At 62.5% G+C, this 13828-nt stretch carries 13 protein-coding genes; 1 reads left to right on the top strand and 12 read right to left on the bottom strand.

From position 1 onward, the window contains the following. Positions 1-3: 3 nt before the first annotated feature. The gene (locus EOS_RS08400; RefSeq protein WP_047846142.1) at positions 4-1290 is read right to left on the bottom strand and encodes an MFS transporter; all 1287 of its coding nucleotides are present in this window, start codon (positions 1288-1290) and stop codon (positions 4-6) included. Then, positions 1287-2705, bottom strand: coding sequence for a M20 family metallopeptidase (locus tag EOS_RS08395; RefSeq protein ID WP_047846141.1), 1419 nt, complete (start codon positions 2703-2705; stop codon positions 1287-1289). The genes EOS_RS08400 and EOS_RS08395 overlap by 4 nt, the downstream gene beginning before the upstream one ends. A gap of 152 nt (positions 2706-2857) precedes the next feature. On the opposite strand from EOS_RS08395, the gene EOS_RS08390 reads away from it, so the two are divergent. After that, a complete protein-coding gene (locus EOS_RS08390; protein WP_047846181.1) occupies positions 2858-3763 on the top strand; it encodes a LysR family transcriptional regulator in 906 nt (301 codons plus the stop codon). A gap of 21 nt (positions 3764-3784) precedes the next feature. On the opposite strand, the gene EOS_RS08385 is transcribed toward EOS_RS08390, so the two are convergent. From EOS_RS08385 to glnT, 10 genes are all read right to left on the bottom strand, one after another. Continuing rightward, positions 3785-4750 carry a vWA domain-containing protein gene (locus EOS_RS08385; protein WP_047846180.1) on the bottom strand — a complete coding sequence of 322 codons (966 nt, stop codon included), beginning with the start codon at positions 4748-4750 and terminating at the stop codon, positions 3785-3787. 14 nt (positions 4751-4764) lie between these two features. Further along, positions 4765-5331, bottom strand: a complete 567-nt coding sequence (locus EOS_RS08380; protein ID WP_047846140.1) for a hypothetical protein — start codon at positions 5329-5331, stop codon at positions 4765-4767. Further along, the gene (locus EOS_RS08375) at positions 5328-6308 is read right to left on the bottom strand and encodes a vWA domain-containing protein (RefSeq protein WP_047846139.1); all 981 of its coding nucleotides are present in this window, start codon (positions 6306-6308) and stop codon (positions 5328-5330) included. The genes EOS_RS08380 and EOS_RS08375 overlap by 4 nt, the downstream gene beginning before the upstream one ends. Further along, positions 6305-7183, bottom strand: coding sequence for a hypothetical protein (locus EOS_RS08370; protein ID WP_047846138.1), 879 nt, complete (start codon positions 7181-7183; stop codon positions 6305-6307). Before EOS_RS08370 ends, EOS_RS08375 begins: the two co-directional genes overlap by 4 nt. Further along, entirely contained in the window at positions 7180-8052 is an 873-nt protein-coding gene (locus EOS_RS08365; RefSeq protein ID WP_047846137.1) for a DUF58 domain-containing protein, read from the bottom strand. Before EOS_RS08365 ends, EOS_RS08370 begins: the two co-directional genes overlap by 4 nt. 27 nt (positions 8053-8079) lie before the next feature. After that, complete coding sequence (locus EOS_RS08360; protein WP_047846136.1) at positions 8080-9099, bottom strand: AAA family ATPase; 1020 nt, start codon at positions 9097-9099, stop codon at positions 8080-8082. A 313-nt stretch (positions 9100-9412) separates the two neighbouring features. After that, positions 9413-10771, bottom strand: a complete 1359-nt coding sequence (locus tag EOS_RS08355) for an FMN-binding glutamate synthase family protein (RefSeq protein ID WP_047846135.1) — start codon at positions 10769-10771, stop codon at positions 9413-9415. A 25-nt stretch (positions 10772-10796) separates the two neighbouring features. Then, positions 10797-11486, bottom strand: a complete 690-nt coding sequence (locus tag EOS_RS08350) for a GltB/FmdC/FwdC-like GXGXG domain-containing protein (protein ID WP_047846134.1) — start codon at positions 11484-11486, stop codon at positions 10797-10799. Beyond that, positions 11474-12382 carry a class II glutamine amidotransferase domain-containing protein gene (locus EOS_RS08345; RefSeq protein WP_047846133.1) on the bottom strand — a complete coding sequence of 303 codons (909 nt, stop codon included), beginning with the start codon at positions 12380-12382 and terminating at the stop codon, positions 11474-11476. The genes EOS_RS08350 and EOS_RS08345 overlap by 13 nt, the downstream gene beginning before the upstream one ends. Before the next feature lie 11 nt (positions 12383-12393). Beyond that, positions 12394-13782, bottom strand: a complete 1389-nt coding sequence (glnT, locus tag EOS_RS08340) for a type III glutamate--ammonia ligase (RefSeq protein ID WP_082163264.1) — start codon at positions 13780-13782, stop codon at positions 12394-12396. Positions 13783-13828: the final 46 nt, after the last annotated feature.

Here is a 13828-nt window from a genome sequence, read left to right as displayed (position 1 = left end):
GGTTTAATGCACTTTCAGGCGCGTGCGCGCCCACAGCAACGTGAAGAGACTGATGATGGCCGCGAGCATCAGATAGAAGCCGGGCGCAAGGTTATTGCCGGTGACCGCGATCAGCGAAGCCACCGCAAGCGGCGTGAAACCGCCGAAAATCGTGGTGCCGAGGTTGTAGCCAACCGCCATGCCGGTGGTACGCGTCCGGACCGGAAACAGGTCCGACATGAGCGCGGGAATGGGCGCGAAATAGATAGCCTTGAGCACCGCGACCCAGATGACGGCAGCCAGCAGCGTCAGCAGCGAGGGATGCGCATTCATGAACATGAACGCCGGGTAGATGGTCACGAAGAAGAGCGAACCTGCACCGAGCATGATGCGCGTCCGGCCCACTTTGTCGGACCAGTGGCCGACCATCGGCGTCAGCACCATGACGATAAAACCCGCCGCCAGCGTCGCGATAAAACCATACGACGGCGCAAGCCCAAGCTGCCTCGATGCATACGTCGGCATGTAGAGCAGCATGTAGTTGGCGGTCGTCGTCAGCACGAGCGAGCCGATTGACACCAGCAGCCGTTCCTTCTGCGTAGCCAGCACTTCGCGGATGGGCGAAACGGACCGTTCCGTGCGTTCGAACTCCGGGCTTTCATCGACATGACGGCGGATATACAGACCCACCGGGCCGATCAGCAGGCCGAACAGGAACGGGATACGCCAGCCCCAGCCTTCGAGTTGCGCCGGCGTGAGCGTGCTGGTCAGCACCGCGCCGAACGCCGACGCCACCAGCACGCTCGCCCCCTGGCTCGCGAACTGCCAGCTCGCCATGAACCCGCTGCGGGCAGGCGCATGCTCGGTCAGGAAAGCCGTCGAGCTGCCGAATTCGCCGCCGGCCGAGAACCCTTGCAACAGCCGCGACGCGAAGATGCCGATAGGCGCGAGCATGCCAATGGCCGCGTAGCTCGGCATCAGCGCGACCATGCCGGTCCCGAGCGTCATCATGGCTATAGAGAGCGTTAGCGATGCCTTGCGGCCCCTGCGGTCGCTGTACGAGCCCAGCACGAACGCGCCCACCGGACGCGCGAGATACGAGAGCGCGAAGGTGCCGAGCGTCAGCAGCAGCGACACGGTTTTATCGGTAGTCGGGAAGAACAGTTTCGATAACGTCGACGCGAAATAGCCATAGACGACGAGATCGTAGAATTCGAGCGCATTGCCAATCGATGTCGCGACGATCAGCTTGTAGATGCTGGCATGCCGCCTTGCGCCGGGTATGACGGTGGCCGCGGAATCCGTGCTCATCGCGCAGCCCTCCGTGTTGTGGCGTGATCGTTGTGCGGGTCGTGTCCGTCCCCCAGGTCCCAGAACAAACCCGCCATGATCCGCAAGCCCTCGCGCACGACCGGTCCGAGCAAATGCTCGTTGGGCGCGTGCTGCGAACAGCCGGGGTAGGAATGCGGCACCCATAACGTGGGCATGCCGAGGATGTCCGCGAAGACATCGTTGGGCAGCGTGCCGCCCAGATTCGGCAAGAGGATAGGCGCGCGGCCGGTCGTCTGTTTAACCGAGCGCACGGCCCATTGAACCCAGGCATTGTCGGGGTCCACACGCGTGGCGGGCGTGCCCCGATCCACCTCGACGCGAACCATCCCGAAGCCTCGCTCATCCAGATGACGGCGCACGATCTGTTCGAGGTTTTTCCAGTCCGTTCCGACCACGAAGCGGATCTGCATATGGGCGAACGCGTGCGGCGGTATTGCATTGACCGGCTTCTCGGGGTTGCCGGTGCGGAATGCCAGCACCTCCAGGTTGTTCCAGCCGAACACGCGTTCAGCCGGTGTCAGGCCGGGTTCGCCGTAATCGGTATCGACTTCCGGCTCGCCCGGATTGCCGCCCACGGTAATACCGTCCAGCGCGCGCCGCACCGCTTGCGGCACTTCCGGCGGCCGCAGGCCTTCAACGAGGATGCGCCCGTTGGCATTGACCATCGATGCAATTGCGCTCGCCAGCACCACGCCGGGATTGCGTAACAAGCCACCCCAGTTGCCCGAATGATGGCCACCCTCGCGCAGGTTGACATCGAGCTTGAAGTTCACGACGCCGCGCGAACCGAGAAAGACGGTCGGGTGCGCTGCGCCAAGGCGCGGGCCATCCGAGGCGATCAGGACGTCGGCGCGCAGTTCGTCGCGCAGCGCCTCGCATACCGCATGCAGACCGGGCGAACCCACCTCCTCGCCGGTTTCGTACAACAGCTTCAGGTTGAAGCCGAGCCGCCCGCCGCGTGCGTCGAGCACGGCCTTCAGCGCGGCCAGGTTGATGCTGTGCTGACCTTTGTTGTCGGCGGTGCCGCGTCCATACCAGTGATCGCCGGCAACGGTGACTTCCCACGGCGACAAGCCATCGCGCCACTGCGCGTCGTAACCCAGCACGACGTCTCCGTGCCCATAGGTCAGAACCGTGGGGACGTCATCGCTTTCCTTACGATGAGCAATCAGGAACGGCCCCGCGCCCGGCACGGGATTGTCGACCAGCCGGAACGTAAAACCGAGTTCAGCAAGAACGGGGGCTATCTCGTCGTTGAGATACGCCGTCAGCATCGGGCCGCTTTCCGGCTCCTGGCTTTCTGTGCGCATCGCGACACGGCGACGAAGGTCTTCGAGAAAAACGCCGGAATCGTACAGATCGGCCGCAGCTTGAATAGCAGACTCGCGTATCACTTCTTGTCTCCGATGAAGCACGCCCGCAGGCGCTGGGTCTTCTGGTCTGGAAAATCGATGACGCGATCTTGATACCGCCGATATTTATGGACAATGACAATATTTGGCAGTTTCCGTTGCCGAAAAGGCAAAGCTCCCACGAGGCATGTGTCATGCAAACCACCGCGCTGCGTTATTTCCTGGAAGTCGCCCGAAGCGGCTCGCTGAGCAAAGCGTCCGAGCGGCTGTTCGTCGCCGTATCGGCATTGAGCCGGCAGATAGCAAAGCTGGAGGACGAGATGGGCGTGCCTCTTTTCGAGCGGCGGCCGCGAGGCATGGTGCTGAGCGAAGCGGGACGCCTGCTGGCGGCGCACGCGCATCGCAGCCTGATGGAGCAGGATCGCGTGACCGAGGAGATTCGCGGTTTGACGACGGACCGGCGCGCCACGATCCGCGTGTCGAGTTCCGAAGGCGTCGCACGGGATTTCCTGCCGCAGGTTTTCGTGCACTTCCTGAAGACCTGGCCGGCTGCGCATTTTCAACTGGATGTCGAGGCGCCGTCCGAGGCAACGCAGCGAGTGCGCGACGGCACCGCCGACATTGCCGTGTGCTTCAGCGTCGCGCCGGAGAAAGACGTCAACGTGCATTACGCGCAGCGCGCGCCGATTTTTGCGCTGGTCGCACAAGACCATCCGCTCGCGAAGCGGCCGTCCGTGTCGCTTGCCGACCTGACGCCGTGGCCACTCGCGATCTTCGGCGAGGGCGTAACCGTCAGACAATTGTTCGATATCTCCTGCAGTCTCGAAGGCCTGACCTTCGAGCCTGTATTCGTGAGCAACTATGGTAGCGCGCTGCAGACTTTTGTTCAGCAAACGAAGGCGGTCACACTGGTTGGTTACCTGACGGTTCGCAGCCGCCTCAAGCCGGACAAACTGGCTGCTGTGCCCATCAGCAACCCCGAATTGCATCAGCGGACATTGCAGGTTCAGACCATGGCGGGACGTACGTTGCCTAAAGCCGTTAGCGCGTTCCTCGAACTGCTGATAGCGGCTATTCACGACCCTTCGTGCATCGATTGATGTGCGCCTGCTTTTACATAGTCATCCAGAATGGATGTTCGATGGCGAGACGCGGCCCATGATCGACGGCTCCGGTTTGGCGACCCATGAGCGCCACGCACTTCGCAGGCCCGGGAAAAAGCGCCACGTCAGCAGCAACAATGCAAGCAGCGCCGGACACCATTTCAGATCAGTCTTCGCCGGCTCGCGATGCGTCAGTCGCGGGTCTCGCATGGCGCTTGTCAAGGACGCCGGATTCAATAGCCTTCGATACCCAAAACCGATTCGTTCAGCAACCGAAGCCAGATATTGCCCCCGCAGTTGGGATAGCTCTTCATGGCTTTCTGCCGTGGTCGGCTTGCCCGGTACGGTCGGCACCTGTATCACCTCGTCGGCACGCCAGAATCCGATCCGGTTGCCGTTCGCATCGGTCTTCGGGATGTTGACGGGCTGATCGCCTCCCACGCCGATGAGCCAGCCGTGCACCTTGCCTTCCGCGATCTCGCGCACCCTGTCGTTCGACGGCAGCACAGGCGGCGCTTCCTGCCCGTCGGTGATAAAAATCACTGCAGTATTGCTCCCGACGTCATGCGCCGTGCGCACCGCCGAATAGATGCCGCCTTCGGCTATGCGACTCCAGTTGGTCCAGCGCATGCGCCCATCGATTTCATTGAGCGATGAAAGCAGCGCGTCGAAGTTGCCGCACACTTCAGCAGGCATCATCAGCAGCAAGGTGCGCTGGCCCGTGAACACACTCCATCCGACTTTCGAGCCGCACGGTAGCTGGCCCATTGTCTCGCGCACCATCGCCCGGGCAAACTCCAGCCGGCTCGTCGGTGCGTTGCCCAGACCGACGTCCTCGGTATCCATGCTCTGCGTGATGTCGAACGTGACGATGTAACTCGCGGTATCGCGTGGCAGCGTCACGGGCGGCATCGCCAGCGCGGCGATCAGCAATAGCAGCGCGGCCGCGATCGGCCACTGCCGCCGGTCGAACCAGCCTCGCATGAGGGCAGCGATCTTCACGGCAGATCCTCGGCTTCGGCGCCGCGCAACTTGACGTCGTGCTGCTCCTTGACGTCGGGTTCATCCGCGCCTTCGGACGCTTCCGGCGCAAGCCACAAGGCGCGCTCGAGGTTGTAGCGGGCGTCCCAGTCACCGGGTGAGACACGCAGCAGTTGGCGGTAACGCTGCTTCGCCTGTTCGAGCAACGGCAGCGACCTGACGGGCCCGGAGCTGCTGCCGCCGGTCGCCTGATGGACATACATGTTGCCGAGATCGAACAGCGCGGCATGCGTCAGGTCGCTGTTCCCCTCGTCTTGTATCAGGCCGTCGTAGAGCTTTTGTGCGTCCGCATAAGCGCCCGCTTTCGATAACACCATCGCGCGTGCCAGTTGCACTTCGGGAGGATCGGAAGCATCGCCGCTACCGCCCCGCGTCCTGACGATGTTGCCCGTGTCGGCAAGCGTCACCGCAACGGCTTGCGCTACGTCGTGGGCGTGCTTCAGTTTCAGCCCGTCATAGGCCGCAACAGCCGCGCAGCAGAGCGCGATCACGCCGAATGCCAGGTGAGTCGAAGCGCGCCTCATGCCCAACTCCTGACTTGAATGGTGTGCAGCGCCAAAAGCAGGACGCAGGACACCAGCGCCGCGGCGTAGCACCAGGCGCTCCGGTCCTGACGCGGCAGCCGCTCCACGAACGACACCTCGGATTTTTGCCGGCGATTGATGTCGGCCATGGCGGCGGCCATCGCGTCGGCATCGCCGGCTTGATAGAGGTGATACGGCGACTTCAGCGTGACGAAAAACCGGTGCAGTTCGGCTTCCTCGGAAGTGTCATTGGCAGCGATCGCGCGGAGGTCAGGACTATAGACCCCGCTGCGCAGATAGATAAAGTAGAGGTCGATCTGATTGCGCGCGAGTCCATCCTCGATATCCCGTCGAGCCTGTACGTCCAGCCGCGCCCCGCCGTCAGAGACGAGCACGATCGCGCGGCGTGCTTCGTAACGACGCCCGTCGAACTGGCCGATCGCCGCACGCAATCCACGGTCGAGTTGCGTGTCCGGCATGCCGCGGCCGATGCCCGTGCCGGCAATCGCGTCCTGGATGATCTCGTGATTGGCCGTGAAGCGCACAACCGGCACCGGGCTGATGCCGAACATCATGAATGCGAGCCGGTCGTTGGGACGTTCATCGACGAAACGCGTCAGCGAGTGGCGCGCCACCTCGTTCTTCGACATGCCCCTGGTGTCGATAGGCTGATGCCCCATGGTGTCGTCCATGCTCGAACTGCGGTCCATCAGGATGAGGATTTCAGCACCCGTGCCCGTGCGTACTACTTGTAGATTCGAGCGTCCCGGACCTGCCAGGCCAATGACAATTGCAATAATCGTCAGCACCGCGCAAGCGCGCCATAGAGCACCGATCGCCTGTCCAGCGCGATCGACCGGCAACCACGTGACGTGGGAAAAACTCAGCGTGTCGCCGCGCCGACGCAGCAGGGGTAGCAGCGCGAGCGGCAGCAGGGCGAGTGCCCAGGGCTGGGCGAAATCGATGGGCGAAGTCATCGCTGCCAGCGCCTTTCCGCGCGATAAAGATCACGGCATAGGTCGAGCAACGGGAAAGACGCATCGGGTGAAGCGGCCGCGAAAAAACGCTCGCCCGACTGCTGGTAGAAGCGTTCGAGTTGTGGCCGTAGCGGCTGCAAATGAGGGGCTTTTTCGAACAAGACCGGCAGCGAACCGGCATGCACCACCTGTCCCGCCGTCTCGTTCAGCGCACGATGCAGGCTGAGCCATGCGTGCTCGTTGTGTTTGGCGTCAGGGGTTGTTGAGCGCCGCATTTCGCCCCATGCGCGAGCGAAGGGTAATCGCGCGGCTTCGCGCCGGTTGCGCCACAGCCACCAGCCCAACCATGCGAGCAAGGTCAGCGCGAGCAAGCTCACTGCCCACGTCATCTCCCGGCGAAGCGGCGCGATGGCTGCCCCTCTTGCCTGCCGGTCCGGTCGCAGCGCCTGCAGGTCGCCGGTGGTGAACGCCGTCTGCGGCGTCAACGGCCCCACGCTCACGGGCCATTCAGGCACTTGCAGCAAGGCGCCGGATTGCGAGGTCAGAGTCAGCGCCGGCAACGCGACGGTGGTCAGCGTTTGCGGCGCGTTGGTGATCTGGTAGTCGATAACCATCCATCGCCGGCCGTCGGCATCGGTTTCGACCCGGGGATTACGGCGCTCGAACCAGACACCGATCCGCCCTGTGGAAGGCATGGCGATAGTGTCGGCGTCAGGGCTGCCTGATTGAAGCAGGATGCGTTGAGTCAGCACATCGCCCAACACATGGCCGAACGCTCGCGGCTGCTCGACTGTTGCGGGTGCGGCGCTAACTGCCGATGCCAGCATGAGGCCCGCTACGACCAACAAGCTTCGTTGACTAAGGAGCGGCCTCATACGACCGCTTCCAGAAAATACCGCGACAGTGCTTCAGCGTCGAATGTACCCTGGACGTAAAACGGCCGCAAACCGCGTTTATCGAATAGAGACTTGATCTCCAAGCGCCTCCGGGCGACAGCGTCGCGCCAGTCCTGACGCGTTTTGCCGCGCAGCCATAAGGTGCGGCGTCCACCGGTTTCCGCATCGTCGACGGCCAGCAGCGAGCCTTGCGCAGGCGGCTCGATTTCGGCTTGATCCCACACGACCATCGGTATGACGTAAGCATGCGTCAATGTATCGAGTACCGAAGGCAGCCGCGCGAGCGGCCAGTGAAAATCCGACACGATAAAGATCAGCCCCTGCCGCCCTGCCAGCTTCGCCACCGCCTGTTCCAGCCCGCCGATACCGCCCGCCACACCCGGCGTCAGCGTGCAGTCCCGGAGCAGGCCGGCCATCACGTCGCCGACACCCTGGCCATAACGTGCCGGTGAATAAAGTTCTTCACGCTCGGTGTTATCGAACGCGACCATACCCACCTGATCGCCCGCACGGAACGCGCTGTATCCGAGCGCGGTCACGAAATCGGCGGCTACATGCAGCTTCGATTTGAGCAGGCCGAAGTACATCGACGCCGAGACATCGATCACCACATACACCGGCACCGCGACACGTTGCAGATGAACCCGCACGAGCCACTCGGCAGGGATGGCGCGCAAGCTCGCACGCAAGTCGACGCGGCGCGGATCGGGATGATCGAAGAGCCGTGCGTGCATGGCGAACGCCTGACCCGCGCCGAAGCTTGAACCCGGATGCGAACCGGGCCGGGAACCGCCGGCACGCATCGGCAGTCGATAGTGAAACTCGGGCATGACGTTCGTTACGTTCATGGCGTTCCGCTGGTTACATTCATCAACTCAAGGCACCGCGACCTTCGCCATGATCTGCGCGATCAGCGCTTCGGCAAGCTCTTGCCGCCGCAGTTCGTAGATGGGCGTGAAGAACACCCGATGGCCGAGCGCAGGCAACAGCACGGCATGAATGTCCTCGGGTATCAGATGCGCGCGGCCGGCGAGCCATGCCACCACCCGAGCCGCGCGCAGCAGCGCGCTCATGCCGCGCGGACTGGCGCCGACCAGGATCAGCCGCTGCATGTCCACGCCTTCGAGCGCGATATCGAATTGCTGCGGATTTTCGGTCGCTTGCCAGATGTCCAGCACGTAGCGCTCAATGGTCGCGCTGGCGCTCACGTTCCGCTGGATGGTCGCACCGATGGCGTTCAGTTGCTCCCAGCGCGCGACGCCGGGCGTCACCTGTTCGAGCAGCGTGTCGACGTCGTGGAAGACAGGATCGAAGACCAGCGCACGCCGCACGTCCGGCTCGGACGGCGTGGGCATATTCAGTTCGAAGAGGAAACGGTCACGCGCCGCGGAGGCCAACTCGAAGGTCTCTTCGCGTTCGACCTTGTTGCGATCGGCGAACACGATCATGTGCGGGAAATGGTACTCACGATCGAACGCGGAGACCGAACGCTCGGCCATTGCCCGAAGCAGCAACGATTGAACCTGTGGGCGCGCCCGGTTGATCTCGTTGAAGAAGAACGTGGTCAGGCGTTCGCCGTGGCGCAGCAATGGCCCGGGATCGATACGCGGCTTACCCTCGGCATCCACATAGGTGTGATAGATCAGGTCGCCCGGCATCATGTCGATGGTGCCTTCCACGCGCCCGAAGTCTCCGCCTATGGCGCGCGAGAATGCACGCAGCACCGTCGTTTTACCGACCCCGACTCCGCCTTCCAGAAGCACGTGACCGCGAGCGAACAGCGCCACGTTGATCAGGCGGATGGTTTCACGCTGGCCTATGACAGCCGTGGCAACGCTCTGCTCCACGCGTGCTGCGTTCTCGCGCCAGTCCTGAAGCTGCTCTTCCAAAGCCATTGGCTTGCTCTCCACAAGGCTGATCGACGCACTGCGCCGCAGCATGCGGCACCGGTACGACTGAACGCATAAGTCGTACCGAGCGGGTATGGAGGGTGGAGATGATTCAGGAGTGAGCGTTGCGCCATGAGGAAGCGGCGCGGAGAGAGCGCCCGAGGCTGGCCCAGGCGCAATTGAGGAACAGACTGTCACAGCAAGCGAGACACGTTGTGCCTGCAACCATCGGCAGTGGCAGGCGGCTTGCGTGGTCTGCCTTCGCTAAGACAACCACGCATGGCAGCATCACTTCAGATTTTCGTTCACCTGTCCATGCTCAGGTCAAACCCGGAATCCACGAAGTACCGGCCAGCGGCACCCGTGCCATGGCAGCCGCTTCAACCGTCAGGGCAACCAGATCCTCGGGCTCCAGATGATGGACATTCTGCTTGCCGCAAGCTCGCGCAATCGTCGTCAGTTCCATGTTCAGCGTCTTCAGGTAATTACGCACCCGGCGTGATCCTTCTTCCGGTTGCACGCGCTGTTCAAGCAGCACGTCCTGGGTCGTGACGCCGACCGGGCATTTGCCCGTATGACAGTGATGGCAAAAACCCGCCGACGTTCCCAGCGCCGCATAGTCGGGCGCAGCGGAATGCAGGCCGCCATTCTGGAAATACGTATCGCTGTTGCATCCAAGCGCCATCAACATGCCTTGCCCGATCGCCACTGCATCAGCGCCCATCGCCAAGGCCTTCGCAATGTCGGCACCCGTGCGAATCCCGCCCGACACGATCAACTGCACCTGCCCCTTCATATTCAGGTCCTCGAGCGCGTCCACCGCCTGACGAACAGCCGCCAGTGTCGGGATACCGACGTTCTCGATAAAACACGTCTGCGTCGCGGCCGTCCCGCCCTGCATGCCGTCGATCACAACCACATCCGCGCCGGCATGGACGGCAAGCTTCACGTCGTTGAACGTACGCGTTGCGCCGACCTTCACATAGATCGGCGTCTCCCAATCCGTGATCTCACGCAGTTCCTGGATCTTGATCGCGAGATCGTCAGGACCGGTCCAGTCAGGATGACGGCTCGCCGAACGCTGGTCGATACCAGCCGGCAACGTGCGCATCGCGGCGACGCGCGGGTTGACCTTCTGCCCCAGCAACATGCCGCCGCCGCCCGGCTTCGCGCCCTGCCCGATCACTATTTCGATCGCATCGGCACGGCGCACGTCGTCGGGATTCCAGCCATAACGCGACGGCAAGCACTGATACACCAGCGTCTTCGACGAGCGCCGTTCCTCCTCTGTCATACCGCCATCGCCGGTCGTGGTCGACGTTCCCGCCGCGGTCGCAGCCTGCCCCAGCGCCTCCTTCACATTCGCCGACAACGCACCGAAACTCATCCCGGCAATGGTGATCGGGATATCCAGAACGACGGGCTTCTTCGCAAAGCGCGTGCCGAGCACGGTCTTCGTCACGCATTTCTCGCGATAGCCTTCGAGCGGATAACGCGAGAGCGACGCGCCGAGAAACAGCAGGTCGTCGAAATGCGGCACCTTGCGCTTGGCACCAAGGCCGCGAATTTCGTACAGGCCACGCTGTGCCGCGGTGTGGATATAGTCGATCGTGCTGCGGTTATAGCCTGCTGATTCTTCTTGCTGCAGGCGGGCGAAATGAACCGGTTTGGCTTCCATGGGGACCTTCTCAGAGGAACGGATATCAATATTCCTGGTTCGCGTCGGCGTTCCAGTGGTAGAGGGTGCGCGCCGAAGCGATGCGTTTGAACGACATCGGATCGTGACTCAGTCCCGCAGCTTTCAGCAGGTCGCGAACAGTCGATACGTCGGCGTCGGTCATCTCTTCATACTGCGCGTCGGCGCCTAGCGACTTCACCGAACCGCGTACATACAGCACGGCTTCGTAGAGGGAGTCTCCAAGGGCGTCCCCTGCATCGCCGCAGATCACCATGCGGCCCGCCTGCGCCATGAAGGCCGAGAAGCTGCCGACCGACCCGCCGACCACGATATCGCCGCCCTTGAGCGAGATGCCGCAGCGCAGGCCGGCATCGCCGTCGATCACGAGCAGGCCGCCATGCGCCGATGCCCCCGCGCCATTCGACGCGAAACCCTTCACGTGAACCTTGCCGCTCATCATGTTCTCCGCGACGCCGGTGCCCGCGCTGCCTTCCACGATGATCGTCGCGTGTTTGTTCATGCCGCCCGCGTAATAACCGGCGTGTCCGTCGATCAGGATCTGTACCGGCGCGTCCACGCCGACAGCCAGATTGTGTGCGCCGTTGGGCGACACCACGGTCACCTGCCTGCCTTCGAGCGTCTCGGACGCGCCGTGAAGAAACTGGTTGACCTCGCGGACCGACGCCTTCTCCAGGTCAAAGATCACGCTTTCCATACATACATCTCCTCGGGTGCAGGTTCAAACACTTTGGCATGCTTGATATCGGGCAAGTGCGCAAGCGACCGGAATTCCGATGCGATCGCAACGTAGTCGTCGGTCTCGGCCACTACCGCGGGCTTGCACGCAAAGGGGTCGCGAATCAACGCAAGTTCCGTCGATGTGCCCATCAGGAAGGTGTAGAAACCGTCGAGCTCTTCGAAGCCCTTTTGCAGCGCTACCGGCAATTCATCGCCTTCGCGCAGGCGCCATTCGAGAAAGCGGCAGGCGGCTTCGGTGTCGTTGTCGGTGTCGAAGTGAATCCCTTGCGGTTCGAGCATGCGGCGCACGCCGTAGGGATTCGACAGCGAGCCGTTATGCACCAGGCAAAAATCCTCACCGGCCGTGAACGGATGCGCACGATCGGGCGTCACCGCCGACTCGGTCGCCATGCGCGTATGGCCCACGAGATGCGAGCCCTTCAGGTTCGCGAAGTCGTAGCGCGCGGCCACCTGCGCCGGCGTACCAATGTCCTTGTACAGATCGATAGAACGTCCGGTGGAAAGCAGATACACCTTCGGATACGTGGCGCGCAGCCAGGTCTTCACAACTTCCGGGTCACCCTGCAAGGTCAGGATCCCGTGATTGCCTTGCGGTTCCACTTGCGCGTCCACGTTCATGGCGCCGTTCAACGCGGCCGCAAGGCCGCTCCAGTCGAAGCGATCGCCCTCGGGCGTGAAGCCCGAATACAGGCTCAGTTTTCGCTTGGTCGCATCCAGTTGCTGGCCAAACACCGCGAGGCCGGCCGAGTCCGGGCCGCGCTCCGTCATGCCAATCAACATCGGTACCATCAATGCCCCAAGCCGCTCGCGCAGTGCCGGCGTTTTCACCAGCAAACCTACGATTCCGCACATCTTGTCTCTCCTCAGAAAAATTCCAGATAGCTTTTCATTTCCCAATCCGACACATGCCGCATGTATTCGAGCCACTCCATGCGCTTGAGCTTGAGGAATTCATCGGCGACGGGACCGAGTGCATCGCAGATCAACCGGTCACTTTCGAGCGCGTCGAGCGCATGTTCAAGGTTCTGCGGCAAGACGCCGATGCCATGTTCCTGCAGCTTGGCCGGCGACCACTCGTAGAGGTTTTCATTGGCCGGAGCGCCGGGCGACAACTCGCGATCGACGCCGTCGAGACCTGCCGCGATCACCGCGGCCGTCGCCAGATACGGATTGCACGCGCCATCGGGAAGACGCAGCTCGATGCGCTCGCCCGGCACGCGAACCATGGTCGAGCGGTTGTTATCGCCGTAGCTGATGTATGCGGGTGCCCAGGTCGCGCCTGTCAGTGAACGGCCGACCACGAGTCGTTTGTATGAGTTCACGGTCGGATTGCACAGCGCAGTAAGCGCCGGGGCATGAGCCAGCAAACCGGCCGTGAAGTGATACGCAAGCTTCGATAAGCCCATGCCCGACGGATCGCTTTTGTCGGAGAACAGATTGCTTTCACCATCGCCGATCGACATGTGCATGTGCATGCCGTTGCCCGGCCGGTTCGCGAACGGCTTCGGCATGAACGAGCAGATCAGGCCCATCTCGTTCGCTATCTCCGACGCCGCCATCTTGAAGAACACATAGTGATCGCAGGACGTCACGCAATCCGTGTACGTGTAGTTGATCTCGAACTGGCCGTTCGCGTCCTCATGATCGATCTGATAGACGTCGATTCCGGCCGCACGCATCGACTCGGTGAGCTTTTCCAGGAACGCGCGTGTCCTCGACAAACCCTTGTAGTCGTAGCAGGGTTTGGCCAACGTATCGCTGGCGTCGCACGGTTCGATAACGCCGGTCACCGACCGCTTGAGCAGCGAGAACTCCGGTTCAAGCCCGGTAAACAAGGTCCATTTGCGCTCCGTCAGGCGCGCCACCTGCTTTTTCAGCGTCACGCGCGCGTCGTAGGCCCAGGGTTCGCCCTTGACATGCCCCTCGCAGACAATGCGCGCCGTGCCGCTTTGCCAGGGCACAGTGGTGAGCGTGGAGAGATCGCCAACGGCCATGAAGTCGGGCCCGTTCGGCTCGATGCCCACACCCCAGATCGCAAAACCCGCGAACCCGGCGCCCGCTGTAAGGATGCTGTTGAGGTGCGCGACCGGCACCGACTTGGCCTTGGCCACGCCATGAATATCGACGAACTGCGCCAGCACGTATTTCACGCCTTGTTGCACCAGCCAGCCCTGCGCGTCCTGCGCGGATTCGAAGCGCGGCACGGTGCCAAGCTCCGTTACCGGCGCGTTGCGGCTATCGTTCAGGTTCATCGTGACTCCTTGCACCGTCTGTCGTTGGTTGAAAAAGCCATGCTCC

Origin of the sequence: Caballeronia mineralivorans PML1(12) (assembly GCF_001028175.1) — a bacterium.
GTDB lineage: Bacteria > Pseudomonadota > Gammaproteobacteria > Burkholderiales > Burkholderiaceae > Caballeronia > Caballeronia mineralivorans.
This window is presented reverse-complemented; position numbering and strand designations above follow the sequence as displayed.

What these genes read in the sequence shown, in the direction of transcription:
- EOS_RS08355 (WP_047846135.1), bottom strand. Translation starts at nt 10,771, where the DNA reads ATGGAAGCCAAACCGGTTCATTTCGCCCGCCTGCAGCAAGAAGAATCA.
- EOS_RS08350 (WP_047846134.1), bottom strand. Translation starts at nt 11,486, where the DNA reads ATGGAAAGCGTGATCTTTGACCTGGAGAAGGCGTCGGTCCGCGAGGTC.
- EOS_RS08370 (WP_047846138.1), bottom strand. Translation starts at nt 7,183, where the DNA reads ATGAGGCCGCTCCTTAGTCAACGAAGCTTGTTGGTCGTAGCGGGCCTC.
- EOS_RS08360 (WP_047846136.1), bottom strand. Translation starts at nt 9,099, where the DNA reads ATGGCTTTGGAAGAGCAGCTTCAGGACTGGCGCGAGAACGCAGCACGC.
- EOS_RS08390 (WP_047846181.1), top strand. Translation starts at nt 2,858, where the DNA reads ATGCAAACCACCGCGCTGCGTTATTTCCTGGAAGTCGCCCGAAGCGGC.
- EOS_RS08365 (WP_047846137.1), bottom strand. Translation starts at nt 8,052, where the DNA reads ATGAACGTAACGAACGTCATGCCCGAGTTTCACTATCGACTGCCGATG.
- glnT (WP_082163264.1), bottom strand. Translation starts at nt 13,782, where the DNA reads ATGAACCTGAACGATAGCCGCAACGCGCCGGTAACGGAGCTTGGCACC.
- EOS_RS08345 (WP_047846133.1), bottom strand. Translation starts at nt 12,382, where the DNA reads ATGTGCGGAATCGTAGGTTTGCTGGTGAAAACGCCGGCACTGCGCGAG.
- EOS_RS08385 (WP_047846180.1), bottom strand. Translation starts at nt 4,750, where the DNA reads ATGCGAGGCTGGTTCGACCGGCGGCAGTGGCCGATCGCGGCCGCGCTG.
- EOS_RS08380 (WP_047846140.1), bottom strand. Translation starts at nt 5,331, where the DNA reads ATGAGGCGCGCTTCGACTCACCTGGCATTCGGCGTGATCGCGCTCTGC.
- EOS_RS08375 (WP_047846139.1), bottom strand. Translation starts at nt 6,308, where the DNA reads ATGACTTCGCCCATCGATTTCGCCCAGCCCTGGGCACTCGCCCTGCTG.
- EOS_RS08400 (WP_047846142.1), bottom strand. Translation starts at nt 1,290, where the DNA reads ATGAGCACGGATTCCGCGGCCACCGTCATACCCGGCGCAAGGCGGCAT.